At 64.9% G+C, this 18,179-nt stretch carries 17 protein-coding genes; 13 read left to right on the forward strand and 4 right to left on the reverse strand.

Going from position 1 to position 18,179, the window contains the following annotated elements; genetic code table 11:
- Positions 1-4: 4 nt before the first annotated feature.
- The 4 genes from IPM89_09875 to hslO are packed head-to-tail and all read right to left on the reverse strand — an operon-like array spanning position 5 to position 3,416.
- Positions 5-625, reverse strand: coding sequence for a UbiX family flavin prenyltransferase (locus IPM89_09875; protein QQS53221.1), 621 nt, complete (start codon positions 623-625; stop codon positions 5-7).
- Complete coding sequence (mpl, locus tag IPM89_09880) at positions 618-1,982, reverse strand: UDP-N-acetylmuramate:L-alanyl-gamma-D-glutamyl-meso-diaminopimelate ligase (GenBank protein ID QQS53222.1); 1,365 nt, start codon at positions 1,980-1,982, stop codon at positions 618-620. Before mpl ends, IPM89_09875 begins: the two co-directional genes overlap by 8 nt.
- Positions 1,983-2,041: 59 nt before the next feature.
- Positions 2,042-2,542, reverse strand: coding sequence for a hypothetical protein (locus tag IPM89_09885; protein QQS53223.1), 501 nt, complete (start codon positions 2,540-2,542; stop codon positions 2,042-2,044).
- 4 nt (positions 2,543-2,546) lie between these two features.
- Complete coding sequence (gene hslO / locus IPM89_09890) at positions 2,547-3,416, reverse strand: Hsp33 family molecular chaperone HslO (protein QQS53224.1); 870 nt, start codon at positions 3,414-3,416, stop codon at positions 2,547-2,549.
- A 311-nt stretch (positions 3,417-3,727) separates the two neighbouring features.
- On the opposite strand from hslO, the gene mraZ reads away from it, so the two are divergent.
- The 13 genes from mraZ (at position 3,728) to IPM89_09955 (ending at position 18,172) form a co-directional block, all read left to right on the forward strand.
- Positions 3,728-4,183, forward strand: a complete 456-nt coding sequence (gene mraZ / locus IPM89_09895; GenBank protein QQS53225.1) for a division/cell wall cluster transcriptional repressor MraZ — start codon at positions 3,728-3,730, stop codon at positions 4,181-4,183.
- A gap of 9 nt (positions 4,184-4,192) precedes the next feature.
- Positions 4,193-5,131 (forward strand): 16S rRNA (cytosine(1402)-N(4))-methyltransferase RsmH, encoded by a 939-nt coding sequence (rsmH, locus tag IPM89_09900; protein QQS55864.1) that lies wholly within the window; start codon positions 4,193-4,195, stop codon positions 5,129-5,131.
- Entirely contained in the window at positions 5,128-5,415 is a 288-nt protein-coding gene (ftsL, locus tag IPM89_09905; protein ID QQS53226.1) for a cell division protein FtsL, read from the forward strand. The genes rsmH and ftsL overlap by 4 nt, the downstream gene beginning before the upstream one ends.
- Positions 5,416-5,482: 67 nt before the next feature.
- The gene (locus IPM89_09910; protein QQS55865.1) at positions 5,483-7,183 is read left to right on the forward strand and encodes a penicillin-binding protein 2; all 1,701 of its coding nucleotides are present in this window, start codon (positions 5,483-5,485) and stop codon (positions 7,181-7,183) included.
- Positions 7,180-8,703: a UDP-N-acetylmuramoyl-L-alanyl-D-glutamate--2,6-diaminopimelate ligase gene (locus IPM89_09915; protein ID QQS53227.1), complete on the forward strand. Its 1,524-nt coding sequence runs from the start codon at positions 7,180-7,182 to the stop codon at positions 8,701-8,703. Before IPM89_09910 ends, IPM89_09915 begins: the two co-directional genes overlap by 4 nt.
- Positions 8,704-10,098 (forward strand): UDP-N-acetylmuramoyl-tripeptide--D-alanyl-D-alanine ligase, encoded by a 1,395-nt coding sequence (locus IPM89_09920; protein QQS53228.1) that lies wholly within the window; start codon positions 8,704-8,706, stop codon positions 10,096-10,098.
- Positions 10,098-11,183, forward strand: a complete 1,086-nt coding sequence (locus IPM89_09925) for a phospho-N-acetylmuramoyl-pentapeptide-transferase (protein ID QQS53229.1) — start codon at positions 10,098-10,100, stop codon at positions 11,181-11,183. Before IPM89_09920 ends, IPM89_09925 begins: the two co-directional genes overlap by 1 nt.
- Positions 11,184-11,197: 14 nt before the next feature.
- Positions 11,198-12,577, forward strand: a complete 1,380-nt coding sequence (locus tag IPM89_09930; protein ID QQS53230.1) for a UDP-N-acetylmuramoyl-L-alanine--D-glutamate ligase — start codon at positions 11,198-11,200, stop codon at positions 12,575-12,577.
- Positions 12,571-13,776 (forward strand): putative lipid II flippase FtsW, encoded by a 1,206-nt coding sequence (gene ftsW, locus IPM89_09935; protein ID QQS53231.1) that lies wholly within the window; start codon positions 12,571-12,573, stop codon positions 13,774-13,776. Before IPM89_09930 ends, ftsW begins: the two co-directional genes overlap by 7 nt.
- Positions 13,773-14,858: an undecaprenyldiphospho-muramoylpentapeptide beta-N-acetylglucosaminyltransferase gene (gene murG / locus IPM89_09940; GenBank protein QQS53232.1), complete on the forward strand. Its 1,086-nt coding sequence runs from the start codon at positions 13,773-13,775 to the stop codon at positions 14,856-14,858. The genes ftsW and murG overlap by 4 nt, the downstream gene beginning before the upstream one ends.
- Before the next feature lie 41 nt (positions 14,859-14,899).
- Positions 14,900-16,321, forward strand: a complete 1,422-nt coding sequence (murC, locus tag IPM89_09945; protein QQS53233.1) for a UDP-N-acetylmuramate--L-alanine ligase — start codon at positions 14,900-14,902, stop codon at positions 16,319-16,321.
- Positions 16,322-16,402: 81 nt separating this feature from the next.
- Positions 16,403-17,353, forward strand: a complete 951-nt coding sequence (locus IPM89_09950) for a D-alanine--D-alanine ligase (protein QQS53234.1) — start codon at positions 16,403-16,405, stop codon at positions 17,351-17,353.
- Positions 17,354-17,452: 99 nt separating this feature from the next.
- On the forward strand, positions 17,453-18,172 hold the full coding sequence (locus tag IPM89_09955) for a cell division protein FtsQ/DivIB (protein QQS53235.1): 720 nt from the start codon (positions 17,453-17,455) through the stop codon (positions 18,170-18,172).
- The last annotated feature ends 7 nt before the right edge of the window (positions 18,173-18,179 follow it).

Consider the following 18,179-nt stretch of genomic DNA (forward strand, 5'->3'; position numbering starts at 1 on the left):
TCGCTTAGCTCGGTTCCGGTGGTTCGCCCCAGCGCGGCAGCAGAGTGTGGGGAATATCCAGTTGGTCGAGGATTCTGGCCACGATGAAATCCACCAGTTCCGCCACTGCGGTCGGCCGGTAGTAAAAACCGGGATTGGTCGGCAGGATGATCGCGCCGGCGCGGGCCAGCCGCAGCATATTTTCCAGGTGGATGACCGAAAGCGGCGTTTCCCGCAGCGCCAGAATCAGCTTGCGCCCTTCCTTGAGCGTGACGTCGGCGGCCCGTTCCAGCAGGTTGTCGCTGTTGCCGTTGGCGATGGCGGCCAATGCGCCGGTGGTGCAGGGGCAGACCACCATCGCCCGCGCCCGCGCCGAGCCGCTGGCGGGCGGCGCGGTCCATTCGTCCTGGCCGAACACCCGTAGCTGATCGGGGTCGCAGCGGTACTGTTCGAGCAGTACCCGCTGGATGTCGCGCGGCCGGCCAGGCAGGCGCAGTTCGGTTTCCATGTGGATCACGATCTGGGCCGCTTTCGAGATTAGCAGTTGTACCGGGTGACCCGCTTCCAGCAGGCATTGCAGCAGACGCAGCCCATAATCGGCGCCGGACGCGCCGGTCATGCCGAGGATGATGGGGCGATCAGACATCGGTGGCCACGCGCAGCTTCTGAAGCAGCCGTTCGTGAATCCCGCCGAAACCACCGTTGCTCATGATCAGCACCTGTGTGCCCGGTTGGGTCCGGGCGTGGATGGCGGCGAGAGTATCGTCCAGCGTATGGCAGACCTGACCGCGCGGGCCGAGCGCCGCCGCGACCGCGCCCAGATCCCAGCCGAGATCGGGCGCCTGATACAGTACCACCGCATCGGCCAGCGCCAGGGCCGGCGCCAGACTGTCCTTGAACACGCCCAGCTTCATGGTGTTGGAGCGCGGCTCCAGCACGGCGATAATCGGCTGGTTGCCGATCCGGGCGCGCAACCCCGCCAGCGTGGTCGCAATCGCGGTGGGGTGATGGGCGAAATCGTCGTAGACCGTCACGCCATTGACCGCGCCGCGCGTTTCCAGCCGCCGCTTGACGCCCTGAAAATCCGCCAGCGCGGCGAGAGCCGTCGCCACCGGCACGCCGGCATGACGGGCGGCGGCAAGGGCGGCGAGGGCGTTGTGGACGTTGTGCAGTCCCAGTTGCGGCCATTCCACCCGACCTTGCGGCGATCCCTGGTGGTATACGTCGAAAGCGCTGCCATCGGGAGTGATCGCCCGCGCTTCCCAATCGCCGGTGCCGAAGCGTTCCACCGGGGTCCAGCAGCCCATCGCCAGTACCTCGGCCAGATTCGCATCCTGTCCATTGGCGACGACCAGGCCGCTGCCCGGCACGATCCGCAGCAGGTGATGGAACTGGCGCTGAATCGCCGCCAGATCGGGGAAGATGTCGGCGTGGTCGAATTCCAGGTTATTCAGAATCAGGGTGCGCGGCTGGTAGTGGACGAACTTGGAGCGTTTATCGAAAAACGCCGTGTCGTACTCATCGGCCTCCACCACGAAAAATGGCGCGCGGCCCAAGCGCGCCGACAAGCCGAAATTGGCCGGAATGCCGCCGATCAGAAAACCGGGTTCCAGACCGGCGTACTCCAGAATCCAGGCCAGCAAACTGCTGGTGGACGTTTTACCGTGAGTGCCGGCCACCGCCAATACGTGGCGCCCGCGCAGCACATGATCCGCCAGCCAGGCCGGGCCGGAGGTGTAGGGCAGACCGCGATTCAGCAGTTCCTCGATAATCGGCCGGCCCCGACTCATCACGTTGCCGACCACCACCCTGTCCGGCTGGAATTCGGCGAGCTGGTCGGGATCGTAGCCTTCCCGCAGGGCAATACCGGCCTCGGCCAGTTGGGTGCTCATCGGCGGATAGACGCCGGCGTCGCAACCGGACACGGTATGCCCCGCCGCGCGGGCCAGCAGGGCGACGCCAGCCATGAACGTGCCGCAAATGCCGAGAATATGAATGTGCATGGGGGAATCTCCCCGTCCGACCCGGCCACGGGTGCAAGACGGTGCAGGGTTGGAGTGCCTCAGCCAATCCAGCCGGTGAGCGTCCAGGATAGAAAGGTATAGCCCAGGGCGTAGAGCGCGCCGGTCCAGACCGGGGTATTGAAGGCGTGGCGCAGGATGTGGGCCATGATGGCGATGCTCCAGGCCATCAACGCCAGCATCAGTAGCGTGGGAAACTGGTTGTCGCCTTGCGGTCCCTGGCGCACGATCCAGAGCATCGGCGGCAGCGCCAGCAGCCCCATCAGGGTGCCGGAGCCGGTCAGAGCGGCCAGGGTTTGTTCGAAGCGGCCGGGGCGTCGGTACAGGATCAGCATCAGGTACAGCAAGCCGGCCAGCAGCACCATGTCCAGCAGTATTTGCAGGAGCGCCACCTGCACCGGCACGCTGAGAGCGAGCACCAGCAGGCCGGATGCGCCATAAGCCAGCAAACACATTTTCAGCAGCGCCATGGAGGCCGGTACGTCCCGCGGGCCTTTACGGAACAGGCAAATATCCAGAAACAGATCGAACAGGATACGCATGGATTCAGTGGCGAACGACGGAGGGAGCGGGGCCGGTGGCCGCGAACAAGCCGGCGATGTCGAGTGGGTCAAAGGCGTAACGATGGCCGCAAAACTCGCAGTCCACTTGCAGCGTGCGCTCATCGGCCAGCGCTTGACGGAGTTCGCTCTCACCCAGCGCGCTCAGCATGCCGGCGGTGCGTTCCCGCGAGCAGTTGCAACGGTAGCGGAGGCTTCGTGGGGCAAACACCCGGACATCCTCTTCATGGAACAGCCGACGCAGCAGCGTGGAAACGTCCAGTCGCAGCAGTTCGGTGGGTTGCAGGGTATCGGCCAGCATATTCAGACGTCGCCAAGCATCCGGTTCGGCGTCGTTGCCGGGTAGTTGCTGCAATAGCAGGCCAGCGGCGCTTTGCTCGTCGGTGGCCAGCCAGACCCGGGTGGGCAACTGCTCGGAATGCGCGAAATAGTGCTCCAGGGTTTCCGTCAGGGTATTGCCGCGCAGATCGATCACGCTTTGATAGGGATCTTTAGCCGAGCCGGCGTCAAGGGTCAGGACGAGTGTGCCGTCGCCGCACAGCGCGTGTAGCGGAGCCGGTTCCGGTTCGCCGTTCCAGCGGGCCAGTCCGCGCAGGGTATGGTCGGCGGCGACTTGCACCACCAGCAAGCGTAGTGGTCCGCGCGCCTGGATCTGCAGAGTCAGCAGACCATCGAATTTGATGGTCGCCGATAGCAGAGCGGCGGCGGCGACGGCCTCGCCCAGTACTTGGCGGACCGCTAACGGGTAGGCACGGCGTTCCAGCACCGTCCGCCATGTAGCGTCAAGCCGCACGATTTCGCCGCGGATCGGCAGGGTTTCGAAAAGAAAGCGTTGCAGGCAGTCGCGGTCGGACATGTTCGTGGTTGGCATTGCTCGGTGGAAAGTAGGCCAAGGCGCAAAGTACCCGCTTGCCACGACTTTAACAAGATGCGGGAACATGCCGTGCTCGTTGCCTTGTCCGGGGAGGCGCCAACCCCCCCTATTTAAATCGAAATTATTTAAATAATTTTTTTGTTGAAATAGCAATATGTTGTTTTTGCGTGAATTTTTAAAAAAGCTGTGCGTTAGCTTTTCTTGACAGCGCCAGCTGGACCTTCCTATAGTCTGGTGGCGGAAAGTGGGAGAATGTGGGGTGTGGGATTGGTTCGGTCCCAAGGGGTGCGGCGTTGTTCCGTGGTATCAATCCGTTATCACTGGATGGCAAGGGGCGGTTGTCGTTGCCGGTCAAGTACCGCCAGAGCCTGCTGGAAGCGGCGGCTGGGCAATTGGTGCTGACCATCGATCGCGACCGTTGCCTGTTGTTGTATCCGCTCCCGGTTTGGGAAGAGGTCGAGCGGAAGCTGATTCAACTTTCCAGCACCAACCAGCGGACCAGAGCCCTCAAACGATTATTGTTGGGACATGCCGAAGAATGTTGCCTGGATGCCAGCGGCCGGATCCTGTTGCCAGCCCCCTTGCGCGAGTTTGCGAACCTGGAGAAGCGAGTGGTACTGGTGGGGCAGGGAAATAAATTCGAAATCTGGAACGAACCATCCTGGTATGCATGGCGCGAGTCGCTGTTGGCCGAAGAGGAAGATCAGGCCGCTGAGCCGTTGCCCGATCTGGATACGCTGGCGTTCTAGCACGTCATGATGAGCACCGCTCTGTTATCACACCAGCCGGTCCTGTTGAGCGAGGCGCTGGCTGCTCTGCACCTTCATCCGAACGGTCGTTACGTGGATGCCACGTTTGGTCGGGGTGGGCACACGGCGGCTTTGCTGGCGGCGCTTGGGCCGGAAGGGCGGGTGCTGGCGCTTGATCGAGACCCCGCGGCGGCGCGCTGCGCGGCCGAGCGTTTCGGCGGCGATGCTCGCTTTACCTTCGTGCGGGCGGCGTTCGGTCGCTTGAGCGAGGTGGTTGCCGGGTGGGGATGGTCTGGCCAGGTTGACGGGATTTTGCTGGATTTGGGGGTGTCGTCGCCGCAGTTGGACGATCCGGCCCGCGGTTTCAGCTTCAATCAGGACGGTCCGCTGGATATGCGCATGGACCCGACGGTGGGAAGCAGCGCGGCCGAATGGCTGGATCGGATCGACGAAGTCGATCTGGGGCGGGTGCTGATGGAATACGGCGAGGAGCGTTTTTATCGGCGGGTGGCGCGCGCGATTGTCGCCGCGTGGCGGCAATCGCCCGTCGCCACCACCAAGCAATTGGCCGCCATCGTCGCCGCGACCGTTCCTACCCGCGAACCGGGCAAGCATCCCGCCACCCGTACTTTCCAAGCCATTCGGATCGCGGTCAACGATGAGCTGCGCGAGTTGCGGGCGGTGTTGCCACAGGCGGTGCGCATGCTGGTGCCCGGTGGTCGGCTGGTGGTCATCAGTTTTCACTCCCTGGAGGATCGGGTGGTCAAGCAGTTTATGCGGGAACAGGCGCGCGGCCGGGAACTGCCTCTGGATCTACCGGTGGTAGGGGGTCCGGCGGGGATGACCTTGCGACTGCTTGGGCGAGCGGTGCGGCCTGGTGGCGCGGAGATTGCCGCCAATCCGCGGGCACGCAGCGCATTGCTGCGGGCGGCGGAGCGATTGGCATGAAAAACCGGGTCCTGCTGGTGGCGTTGCTGATCACCACCGTGCTCAGCTCCGGCGTGGGCGTGGTTTACACCCAACACGCCAACCGGCAGCTTTTCATCGATCTCCAGAAACTGCAGGCGCAGCGAGACGATCTCGAAGTTGAATGGGAATTGCTGCAACTGGAACAAAGCACCCTGGTCACGGACGCCGTGATCGAGCAGACGGCACGGAAGCGTTTGGACATGCTGATCCCGGATCCGGGTGAGGTCCTTTACATTACTCCTCATGAATCCAATGTTCGGTAACACCCTATCCAGAAACAGGAAAAACCCCACGGGCGTGCTGCCGCGCGCGGTGCAGGCACTGCGCGCCATGACTCGCCGGGGGTTGGTGCTGAGCCTGCTGTGCGTGGCGGCGGGGGGCATGGTGGCGCGCGCGGCTTACCTGCAACTGGTTCATACCGATTTCCTGCAGGGGCAGGGCGACGAACGTTTCCTGCGAGTGGTCGAGGTACCGGCGCACCGTGGGATGATCCTCGATCGCAACGGCGAACCGCTGGCGGTCAGCTCGCCGGTGGATTCGATCTGGGCGCAGCCGACGGAATTGAAGCAACAGCGCCATCGCTGGCCGGCGCTCGCGTCGCTGCTCGGGCTGACGATGGCGGAGTTGGAGCAAAAACTGGCGGTGCCCGAAACTCGTCAGTTCGTTTATCTGCGCCGGCATCTGGCCCCGAGCGTGGCCCAGCGGATTCTTCAGCTTGGGGTTCCCGGCGTGTACTCGCGGCGCGAATACCGTCGTTACTACCCGGATGCCGAGGTGACTTCACACCTGCTGGGTTTCACCGACATCGACGATTTCGGTCAGGAAGGGTTGGAAAAAAGCTTCGATACCCAGTTGCGTGGCATCCCCGGCAGCAAGCGGGTCATCAAGGATCGACTGGGCCAGATCGTCGAGGATGTGGAAAGTATTCGGGTACCGCAGGCGGGGCAACCCGTAGTGTTGAGCATCGACCGGCGGCTGCAATACTTCGCCTACCGCGCGCTCAAGACGGCGGTGCATGAGAACAAGGCCAGCGCCGGCGCGGCGGTGATCGTGGACGCGCTGACCGGCGAGATCCTGGCCATGGTGGATCAGCCGGCGGGCAATCCGAACAATCGCGCCGAGCTGAAAAGCAATTTATTGCGCAACCGGACGATCACCGATGTTTATGAACCCGGCTCGACCGTGAAGCCCTTCACGATCGCCATGGCACTGGAAAGCGGGCGTTGGACACCCCACACGCGGGTGAATACCGCGCCGGGTTGGCTCAAGGTGGGCCGCAACCGGGTGCGTGACGTGCATAACTACGGCTTGATCGATGTGACGCATGTGCTCAGCAAATCCAGCAATGTCGGTACCAGCAAGATCGCCTTGTCCTTGCCGGCCGAGCGTTTGTGGAAAGTGTATAGAGAGATCGGTTTCGGGGCGCCGACCGAGGTCGGTCTGATCGGCGAGCAATCCGGCGTATTGCGCCATTTCAGCAAGTGGGGGGGCGAAATCGGCCACGCCAACCATGCCTTCGGATACGGTTTTTCGGTCAACATGTTGCAGTTGGCCCAAGCGTATGTCGTGCTCGCGGCGGATGGCATTCGGCGACCACTGACCCTCCTCAAGCGCGAACGGCCACTCGATCCGGCCGACGAGCAGCGAGTGCTGTCGGCGCGGGCGGTGCAACAAGTACGGGCAATGATGGAAGAGGCCGTGAGTCGAAAGGGAACTGGATTCAAAGCCAGTGTGCCCGGCTATCGGGTGGCGGGCAAGACTGGCACGGTGCATAAGATCATCAACGGTCGCTATGCCCACAACCGCTATTTTTCCCTGTTCGCCGGCATGGTGCCGGCCAGCAATCCCCGACTGGTGATGGCGATCATCATCGACGAGCCGAAAGGCAAGGCTTATTACGGCGGCACGGTGGCGGCGCCGGTGTTCGGCAAAACCATGGGCGAGGTGTTGCGGATTCTGAACATCACGCCGGACGACCTGCCCAGCATGAAAATCGCCGATGTCGCGCCGGCGCTGGAGAAGCGGCCATGAGCGGCTTGGCGCGGTCTGACCTGGGTTCACTGCTGGCGGGCTTTGCCGAGGTGCCGGCGCCTCTGGCCGATCGGCCGGTTAGCGGGCTGGCGAGCGACAGTCGCGCGGTTCGGACTGGCGATCTGTTTTTCGCGGTGCGCGGCGGATGCCGACATGGTCTGGAGTTCATCGATGCGGTGCGCGCGGCGGGAGCGCTGGCGGTGGTTTGGGAACCGCCCCATGCGGGTGTGCCGTTGGTCGGCGTGGGCGCTCCACCCTTGTTGATGGTACCGGAATTGCGCCAGCGCATGGGGCTGATCGCCAGCCGTTTTTACGGCGTGCCGTCCGAGCGGTTGCGGGTGATCGGCATCACCGGCACCGACGGCAAAACCTCCTGCGCCCACTTTATCGCCCAGGCGTTGAGCGATGCGGAGCACGGACCGTGCGGCATTCTCGGCACCTTGGGCGTCGGCGAATACGGTCGGACCGCACCCTCGCCGCACACCACGCCGGACCCGCTGGCCGTGCAAGGCTGGCTAGCCCAACTGGTCGCCGCCGACCGGCGTTACGCCGTCATGGAAGTGTCCTCGCACGCCCTGGATCAGGGGCGGGTGAACGGCGTCGAATTCGCGGTCGCGGGGCTAACCAATCTGACCCGCGATCATCTGGATTACCACGGTACGCCGGAAGCCTACGCGGCGGCCAAGCGCCGGTTGTTCCGCGACCACCGACCCGGCCGGGCGGTGCTGAATCTGGACGATGCCTTCGGTCGCGCCCTCGCCGCCGAACCGTACGCCCAGACCGAAGTGATCGCTTACGGTCTGGGCGAGCGTCCGACGCGTTCGGATCGCTTCGTTTGGGGCGAGGATTTGACGCTGACCTCGATGGGACTACGGCTGCGAATCCGCTCCTCCTGGGGCGACGGCGAGCTGTCGGCCGGCGTGCTGGGCCGGTTCAACGCCAGCAATCTATTGGCTGCCTTGGCGACCCTGCTGGCGCTGGATCTACCTTTGACCGAGGCATTGGCACGGTTGGCGCGAACCGCGACGGTGCCGGGACGGATGGAACGGCTGGCCGGTGGACCGAACCAGCCGCTGGCGGTGATCGATTACGCCCACACTCCCCACGCCCTGGAGCAGGCTTTGCGTGCCCTACGCGAGCACGGCGGCGGGCGCTTATGGTGCGTGTTCGGCTGCGGCGGCGACCGCGATGCCGGTAAACGGCCGCTGATGGGCGCGGCGGCCGAGCGTTGGGCCGACCGGGTAACGATCACCGACGATAATCCGCGCGGCGAGGACCCGCAACGCATCGTGCGCGACATTCTGGCCGGGATGCGCCATCCCGCGGCGGCGGTGGTGATCCGCGACCGGCGGACCGCCATCGCCCACACCCTGGCCGAAGCCGCGCCCGGCGACATCGTGCTGATCGCCGGCAAGGGCCATGAGGAGCACCAGATCGTCGGCACCGAAAAACGACCCTTCAGCGATCGCAACGTGGCAGGCGAGTGCCTGTCGTCAGTCGGTCAGGCGGAAACCGCATAGATGAGCACTCCCCTTTCCCCCCTGAGCCTGCGCGAAGCCGCTCGATTGTTGGAGGCTGAAATGTCGCCTGGCGCCGATGCGGTTTTTGCGGCGGTCGGCACCGACAGCCGCCGCCTGCCGGCGGATGCGTTGTTCGTGGCGTTAAGCGGGCCGAATTTCGACGGTCACGATTTCATCGCCGCCGCCCGTCAGCGAGGTGCCCAGGCGGCGCTGGTCAGCCGCTGGGTGGCCGATCCATTGCCACAGTTACGGGTGGTCGATACCCGGCTGGCGCTGGGCCGGCTGGCGGCGAGTTGGCGGGCACGTTTCACCGGCCCCCTGATCGCGCTGACCGGTAGCAACGGCAAGACCACGCTCAAGGAAATGCTGGCCGCCATCCTGCGACGGCGTGGGCCGACCCTGGCCACCGAGGGCAACCTTAACAACGATATCGGCATGCCGCTGACCCTGTTGCGCTTGAACGCGGCGCATGGCTACGCGGTGATCGAGATGGGCGCCAACCATCATGGCGAGATCGCCTATCTGACCGGGCTGGCGCGGCCGGATGTGGCCATTATCAACAATGCCGGTCCCTGCCATCTGGAAGGATTCGGCGACGTGGCCGGCGTGGCGCGCGCCAAGGGCGAGATTTTCCAGGGACTGAGCGCGGCTGGGGTCGCCATCGTCAACCGCGACGATCCCTACGCCGACGATTGGATCGGGCTGAATCCAGGCCGACGAGTCGTCGATTTCGGCTTGGATCGGCCGGCGGCGGTCGGCGCGCGGATTTTGGACGCGGCCACCCATCGTTTCCGCTTGATCCTCCCCGTCGGGGAGACGGAGGTTCGCCTGCCGCTGCCCGGCCGACACAATATCCGCAACGCGCTGGCGGCGGCGGCGGGCGCGCTGGCGGTGGGCGCGACCCTGGACGATATCCAGCGGGGCTTGGAGTCCCTGCGCGATGTTGGCGGGCGGCTGCAGCGGCTGCGCGGCCAGCACGGCGGCACGGTGATTCACGACGCCTATAACGCCAATCCAGCCTCGCTGGCGGCGGCGCTGCACACCGTTGGCGCCGGACCGGAGCGCAAGTGGCTGGTGCTGGGCGACATGCGCGAACTGGGGCCGGTGGCTGAGGCATTGCACGCACAGTCCGGCCGGGAGGCCAGGACCGCGGGATTCGAGCGGCTGTACGCCTTGGGCGAACACAGCCGGGCGGCGGCGGCGGCGTTTGGGGAGAGTGGTCGGCATTTCGCTGATATGGAATCGCTGATTGAAGCACTGCACCGCGACCTCACGCACAATGCCGAGCCACCAACGATCTTGATCAAAGGCTCACGTGGCATGCGGATGGAGCGAGTGGTGGCGACCCTAATTGAGCCCGAGAAAACGAGCATGAACCCAGAGAGGCAGTCCTGATGCTGGTGTTGCTGGCCGAGTGGCTGACCGAATATCTCTACACAGGCTTCAATGTCTTCCAGTATCTGACGTTGCGGGGGATCCTGGGCGTTCTTACCGCGCTACTTATTTCCCTGGTCGTGGGTCCGGGCATGATCCGTCGGCTGAGCCGTTATCAGATCGGCCAACAGATCCGCGAGGATGGCCCACAGAGCCATTTTTCCAAGGCGGGTACCCCGACCATGGGTGGCGCCTTGATCCTGGTCGCCATCGCCATCGCTACCCTGCTGTGGGCCGACCTGCGCAATCGCTACGTCTGGATCGTGCTGCTGACGACGCTGGCTTTTGGGGCCATCGGTTGGATGGACGACTACAAGAAACTGGTTCTGCGCAACTCCAAGGGCTTGTCGGCGCGGACCAAATATTTCTGGCAGTCCTGCGCCGGACTGACGGCGGCGTTGCTGCTGTATTTCACCGCCCAGTCGGCGATGGAAACCCAGCTCATCGTGCCGTTTTTCAAAAACGTGGCCCTGCACTTGGGCTGGCTGTTCGTGCCGCTGACCTACTTCGTCGTCGTTGGCGCCAGCAACGCCGTCAATCTGACCGATGGCCTGGACGGGCTGGCGATCGTGCCGACCGCCATGGTGGCCGGCGCCCTGGCGGTGTTCTGTTATGCCTCGGGTAATCGCATCTTCGCCGATTACCTCGGCATTCCGCATGTGCCGGGCGTGGGGGAGGTCATGGTGTTCTGCGGCGCGATGGTCGGTGCCGGCCTCGGTTTTCTCTGGTTCAACGCCTACCCGGCCCAAGTGTTCATGGGCGATGTCGGCGCGTTGGCCTTGGGCGCCGCGCTGGGCGTCGTTGCCGTGGCGGTACGCCAGGAGCTGGTGCTGTTCGTGATGGGCGGGGTGTTCGTGATGGAAACGGTGTCGGTGATTCTGCAGGTGGCCTCGTTCAAGCTGACTGGCCGGCGGATCTTTCGCATGGCGCCGCTGCATCATCATTTCGAACTCAAGGGTTGGCCGGAGCCGCGAGTGATCGTTCGTTTCTGGATCATCACCATCATCCTGGTGCTGATCGGTCTGGCAACCCTGAAAGTCCGTTAGGAGATAAGGCGCGGATGCTGCGATTGGCGGGAACCACGTTGGTGGTCGGATTGGGCAAGAGCGGGCTGTCCGCCGTGCGGGCGCTGAAGGCGCTGGGCGCGACGGTCGCCGTGACCGACACCCGAGCCGAGCCGCCGGGGCTGGTGGCCTTGCGCGAAGAGTTTCCGGATGTGCCCTGCCATCTGGGTGGTTTCGAGCCGACGGCGTTCGCCGGCGCGGCCCGGTTGTTGGTCAGTCCGGGGGTGGCGGTCTCGACCCCGGTCATCGCGGCGGCGGCGGCGCGGGGCGTGCCGGTCTGGGGCGACATCGAACTGTTGGCGCGACTGACGCGAGCGCCGGTGGCGGCCATCACCGGTTCCAACGGCAAGAGCACGGTGACGACCCTGTTGGGGGCGATGACCGAACGGGCCGGCATTCGAGCGGCGGTCGGCGGCAATCTGGGCACGCCGGCGTTGGATCTGTGGCTGCGGGACGAAGCGGGACAGGAACACGGCCGGGCAGCGGAGATGGGTCTCCCCCCTGAACTGTACGTGCTGGAGCTGTCCAGCTTCCAGTTGGAAACCACCCATGACCTGAACGCGCGGGTGGCGACGGTGTTGAATATCAGCCCCGACCACATGGACCGCTACCCGACCCTGGACGATTACATCGCCGCCAAGCGCCGGGTCTTTCACGGCGACGGCGTCATGGTGCTGAACGCCGACGATCCGGTGGTCATGGCGATGGCCGAACCGGGTCGGCGCGTGCTGCGCTTTACCCTGGACGAGCCGGATGAGAGCGGGTTCGGCCTGCTGCGGGATGGTGGCGAAACCTGGCTGGCGCGGGGTCGGGAGCGTTGGATCGCGGCTTCGGAATTGAAGATCGGCGGCGATCACAATCTGGCCAACGCGCTGGCGGCGCTGGCCATGGGGCATGCGCTTGGCCTGCGACGGGCAGCGATGCTGGTGGCGCTGCGAGAGTTCACTGGGTTGGCGCATCGCACCACGCTGGTGCTGGAACAGGCCGGAGTACGCTGGTTCGACGATTCCAAGGGGACCAACGTCGGCGCGACGGTGGCGGCGGTGCGCGGCTTGCCGGGGCCGGTGGTGTTGATCGCCGGCGGCGATGGCAAGGGTCAGGATTTTGCGCCGTTGCGCGCGGCGCTGATCGACAAGGCGCGAGCGGTGGTGCTGATCGGCCGCGATGCGCCGTTGATCGCCGCCGTGTTGGGCGACAGCGTACCGGTCCACCCAACGATCGATATGAGTCAGGCCGTGGTACGGGCGGCGCAATTGGCTCAGCCGGGTGATAGCGTTTTGTTGTCGCCGGCCTGCGCCAGCTTCGACATGTTCAGCGGCTACGAAGAGCGCGGCGCGGTCTTCACGGCGGCGGTGCGGAGGTTGACCGAATGCTAAGCACCACCATCGATGACAAGATCAGGGAAGGGGACAGGCAACCGCGCGCCGGCGAGAGCCGGTCCGCTCTGCTGTTTCCCGATCCCTGGGTGCTGGTTGCGACCGTGCTGCTGCTGACGCTGGGCTTGCTTATGGTGACTTCGGCTTCGATACCGCTTGCCGAGGCCAAGATGGGTCAGCCGTTCTATTTCCTGATCCGGCAGAGTGCGTTTGTCGTGATCGGGCTATTGGCGGCCGGTGTGGTCTTGCAGGTTCCGTTGACGCGTTGGCGCCAAGCGGGTCCGCTGCTCTTGTTGGTGGCGATGGGTCTGCTGGTATTGGTGCTGGTGCCGGGTGTCGGTCGGGAGGTCAACGGTAGCATGCGCTGGATTGCCGTTGGACCCATCAATATCCAGGTTTCGGAAATAGCCAAGTTATTGGTCCTGATCTATGTCGCCGATTATCTCAAACGACATGGCGTGGACTTGCGGACCGGCGATCTTCGAACCTCGGTGCTGGCGCTGCTGAGACCGATGGCGGTGTTGGCGGTGTTGGCGGTGCTGCTGTTGTTGGAGCCGGACTTCGGCAGCGTGGTGGTGTTGATGGTAACCGCGCTGGGCATGGTGTTCCTGGCCGGCGTCAACCTCTGGCAGTTCGGCGCGCTGCAGATGGGGACCACGGCGGCCATGGCGGTGTTGATACTGTCTTCGCCCTACCGCCGTGAGCGCTTGTTCAGCTTTGTCAATCCTTGGGAAGATCCCTTCGGCGGTGGCTTCCAGTTGGTGCAATCACTGATCGCCATCGGTCGCGGCGAGCTATTCGGCGTCGGCCTGGGAGGTAGCGTGCAGAAGCTGTTCTATCTGCCGGAGGCCCACACCGATTTCCTGTTCGCGGTGCTGGCCGAGGAGTTGGGGTTGGCCGGTATCCTGACGGTGCTGGCGTTGTTCATGATCCTGGTCTGGCGCGCCTTCGCGATCGCGCGGCGGGCCGAGCGGTTGGACATGCCGTTTTCGGCCTATCTGGCCTACGGCATCGGTCTGTGGTTCGGCATTCAGGCATTGTTCAACATGGGAGTGAATATGGGAGTGTTGCCGACCAAGGGACTGACTCTGCCGCTGATGAGCTACGGTGGCAGCAGCGTGGTGGTGATGTGCATGGCGCTGGCGCTGTTGCTGCGAATCGATGTGGAGATCCGGGCCATGAGGATATGCAAGGAATGAATGGCGCACGGCCGGTGCTGATCATGGCCGGCGGTACCGGCGGCCATGTGTTTCCAGCCTTGGCGGTGGCCGAGCGGCTGCGCGCGCGCGGCGTGCCGGTGGCCTGGATGGGGACCCGGCAAGGTCTGGAGGCGGTGCTGGTGCCCAAGGCCGGCATTCCGATCGAATGGATCGGCGTGGCCGGTTTGCGTGGCAAGGGTGTGCGTCGCTTGCTGGCGCTGCCGTTCATGCTCGGGCGAGCTTTGTGGCAGGCCGGTGCCATTCTGCGGCGGCTGCGGCCGCCGGTGGTGTTGGGCATGGGTGGCTTCGCCAGCGGACCGGGCGGGCTGGCGGCGCGCGCGTTGGGCATCCCCCTGGTGGTGCATGAGCAAAACGCCGTCGCCGGTTTGACCAACACCTGGCTGGCGCGTTTTGCCAATCAAGTGTTGGAGGCGTTTCCAGGTACGTTTCCGTCGGCGCGGCACGCCCTGAGCGTCGGCAATCCGGTGCGGGAATCCATTGCCACCCTGTCGCCGCCGACCGAGCGCTTCGCCGGGCGCGTCGGCCCACCCCGGTTGCTGGTGCTGGGCGGCAGCCAGGGAGCCTTGGCGCTGAATCAATTAGTGCCGCAAGCCTTGGCGTTATGGGACGGCGCGGGGCGACCGGAAATCTGGCATCAGGCCGGCGGTCAGCTGCACGAGGCGGCGGTGGGAGCGTACCAGGCGGCTGGAGTGACGGCTCGACTCACCCCGTTCATTGAAGATATGGCCGCGGCCTACGATTGGGCCGATCTGGTGTTGTGCCGCGCCGGGGCGCTGACCGTGGCTGAACTGGCGGCGGCTGGCATCGGCGCGATCCTGGTGCCGTTTCCCTTTGCGGTGGACGACCATCAGACCGCCAATGCCCGGTTTCTGGAACAAGGTGGCGCGGCGCAAGTGGTCCAGCAGGCGGAATTGAGCCCCGAAGGTCTGGCGGCGTTGTTGCGCGAGTTGCTGGGCGATCGCCGGCGCCTGCTGGCCATGGCCGAGGCGGCGCGGCGCTTGGCCAAAACGCAAGCCGCCGAGCAGGTGGCGCAAGCTTGTCTGGAGCGGACGTGCTCCTGAAAAATACAACGAGAGTCGAAGACATGGAAAACCCGGCATTGATGAACATTCCCGAAGCGTGGCGCGACATGCGCCGGATCCGTCACATTCACTTCGTGGGCATCGGCGGGGCCGGCATGAGCGGTATCGCCGAGGTGCTGTTGAATCTGGGTTACGACGTGTCCGGTTCCGACCTGCGCGTCAGTACGGTCACCGCGCGCTTGGAACGCTTGGGCGCGACCATCCACCAGGGCCATGCCGCCGCGCATATCGCGGGTTGCGACGCAGTGGTGATCTCCAGTGCGGTGGCCGAGGACAACCCCGAGGTGATGGCGGCGCGGGCGGCGCGCATCCCGGTGGTGCCGCGCGCCGAGATGCTGGCCGAACTGATGCGTTTCCGCTACGGCATCGCCGTGGCCGGAACCCACGGCAAGACCACCACCACCAGCCTGATCACCAGTCTGCTGGCCGAGGGTGGGCTGGACCCGACCTTCGTGATCGGGGGGCGGCTGAACAGCGCTGGAGCCAACGCCCGGCTCGGTGCTGGCCGCTACCTGGTGGCCGAGGCCGACGAAAGCGACGCTTCGTTCCTGTTCTTGCAGCCGATGCTGGCGGTGGTGACCAATATCGACGCCGATCACTTGGCCACCTACGGCGGCGATTTCGAGCGGTTGTGTGAAGCCTTCGTCGAGTTCCTGCACCACCTGCCGTTTTACGGACTGGCGGTGTTGTGCGCCGACGATCCGCAGGTGCGCTCGATCCTGCCGCGGTTGAGTCGACCGGCCCTGACCTACGGTACCGGCGAGGATTGCGACGCCCGCGCCAGCGATATCGTGCAGGAAGGATTGCGCACCCGCTTCCTGGCGCACCTGCCCGGCCTGAGCGCGCCGCTGCCGGTCACTTTGAACCTGCCGGGCCGGCATAGCGTGTTGAACGCGCTGGCGGCGATTGCGGTGGCCCGTGAACTCGGAGTGGCGGAAACCGCCATCCGCCGCGCGCTACTGAATTTCCAGGGCATTGGTCGGCGTTTCCAGCAGCACGGCGAACTGGCCTTGCCCGGTGGCGGGTGCGTGACGCTGATGGACGATTACGGTCACCATCCGAGGGAGATTCAGGCGGTGCTGGAAGCGGTGCGTGGCGCCTGGCCGCAACGGCGGCTGGTGCTGGCCTTTCAGCCGCATCGCTTCAGCCGTACCCGCGATCTGTTCGACGATTTCGCCCAGGTGCTGTCCGGGGTGGATACGCTGATTCTGTTGGACGTGTATCCCGCCGGGGAAAAACCGATCGCCGGCGCCGATGGCCGCGGCCTGAGCCGGGCGATCCGGGTGCGCGGCAAGGTCGATCCGGTCTTCGTCGAACAAACCGCCGATTTGCCGGCGGTACTCCCCGGCCTGCTGGGCGACGGCGACCTGCTGCTAATGATGGGAGCCGGCGATATCGGGGCCATGGCGGCGCAACTGGGTCGCGACGGTCTGCCGGTTTAGGGTTCAGGATCAGGGTTCAGGGGTCGGTACCGACCACCCATCACGAGCCACCTTAAACCACCTTAAATGTGGAGGGCGCGGATGCAACAGATACAACAACGGACGGCGAGCGGACCGGCGGAGTTTGGCAAGGTCGCGGTGCTGATGGGCGGCTGGTCGGCGGAGCGGGCGGTGTCCCTTAGAAGTGGTCAGGCGGTGCTGGCGGCGCTGCGGGCGCGCGGCGTGGACGCCCACGGTATCGACGCCGACCGCGAGATCTTGCGGGTGTTGTCCGACGGCGGTTTCGACCGGGTTTTTATCGTCCTGCACGGACGTGGTGGCGAGGATGGCGTCATTCAGGGGGCGTTAGAGATTCTGGGCCTACCTTATACCGGTAGCGGCGTACTGGCTTCGGCGCTGGGGATGGACAAGCTGCGCACCAAGCAGGTCTGGCAAGGCGCGGGCCTGCCAACGCCGCCCTGGCGGTTGGCGGAGAGCGTGGCGGAACTGGCGGATGCCGCGCGGGAGCTGGGTTTGCCGCTGGCGGTGAAGCCGGCTCGCGAGGGCTCCAGCATCGGTATTAGCCGGGTCGATGCCCCGGAGCAGTTCCAGGCCGCCTGGGAACAGGCCGCCGCCTGCGATTCGCTGGTACTGGTGGAGCCGTGGATTCAAGGCCAGGAGTACACCGGCGCGCTGCTGGGCGACGAGGCATTGCCGCTGATCCGGTTGGAAACGCCCCGCGCTTTCTACGACTACGAGGCCAAGTACCACGCCAACGACACCCGCTATCTCTGTCCCTGCGGCCTGCCCGAACCGCGGGAAGCGGAATTGCAAGCCTTGGTGCGGCAGGCTTTCGCCGCGGTGGACGGTACCGGCTGGGGTCGGGTCGATGTGATGGTGGATGCCGAGGGTCAACCCTGGTTGTTGGAAGTCAACACCGTACCCGGCATGACCGATCACAGCTTGGTCCCCATGGCGGCGCGGGTGGCCGGACTCGATTTCGAGGATTTGGTCTGGCGGATTTTGGAGACCAGTCTGGCGCGGCTGGACTGAGTGGGAGGCGGGATGCGGTTCGGACGTCGCCAGCGCCGCCGGGGCGCGACAGCGCTCAGGCGCAAATCTCCGGTTTCCCCAGGGGCGTGGAAAGGGGCTTTGAAGTTGCCGTTGCGCTGGCTGGGCGTGGCGTTGGTACTGGCGGCGGTGGGTTTCGGCGCGCGGTTCGCGAACGAGAAATTGCGTGAACCCGGCGCGTTTCCGTTACGCCAGGTCCGTATCGAGGGCGAGCTGCGCAACCTGGCCGAGGAGGATTTGCAACCTGTCGTGCGCGACTATCTGGGTCAGAACTTTTTCAACGCCGATCTGGACGCCTTGCACGCGGCGTTGGCGACCAATCCCTGGGTTGAGGAAATCGCGGTGCGACGCGGATGGCCCGACACCATCGAAATCGCACTGCGCGAGCGCATCGCCTTCGGATACTGGGGCGAGCGGGAAATGGTGGACGTGAATGGTCACCGATTCCAACCGGCGGAGATTCGTCAACCGGGCCCCTGGCCGCGGCTGACCGGGCCGGACGGGCATGAAAAGGACTTGATCGGGACCTACCAACAGGTACGTGCCCTGCTAGACCCGGTCGGACTGAAGCTGGTGAAGCTGGTGCAGGACGAACGGCGGGCCTGGTGGTTGACCTTCGACTCCGGTCTGGAGGTGTATATGGGGCGCGAGCAATTCGAACGGCGGTTACAGCGGCTGGCGCGGGTTTATCCGCGCCTACTGGCCGCCCAGGCCGAGCGGATCGCGGTGGTGGATTTGCGTTATGTCAATGGCTTCGCCGTGCGTTGGAAGACCGGATCACCGAATCCGACGGCGGGCTAGATCATTG

The sequence above is a fragment of the Candidatus Competibacteraceae bacterium genome, assembly GCA_016699715.1.
Taxonomy (GTDB): domain Bacteria; phylum Pseudomonadota; class Gammaproteobacteria; order Competibacterales; family Competibacteraceae; genus Competibacter.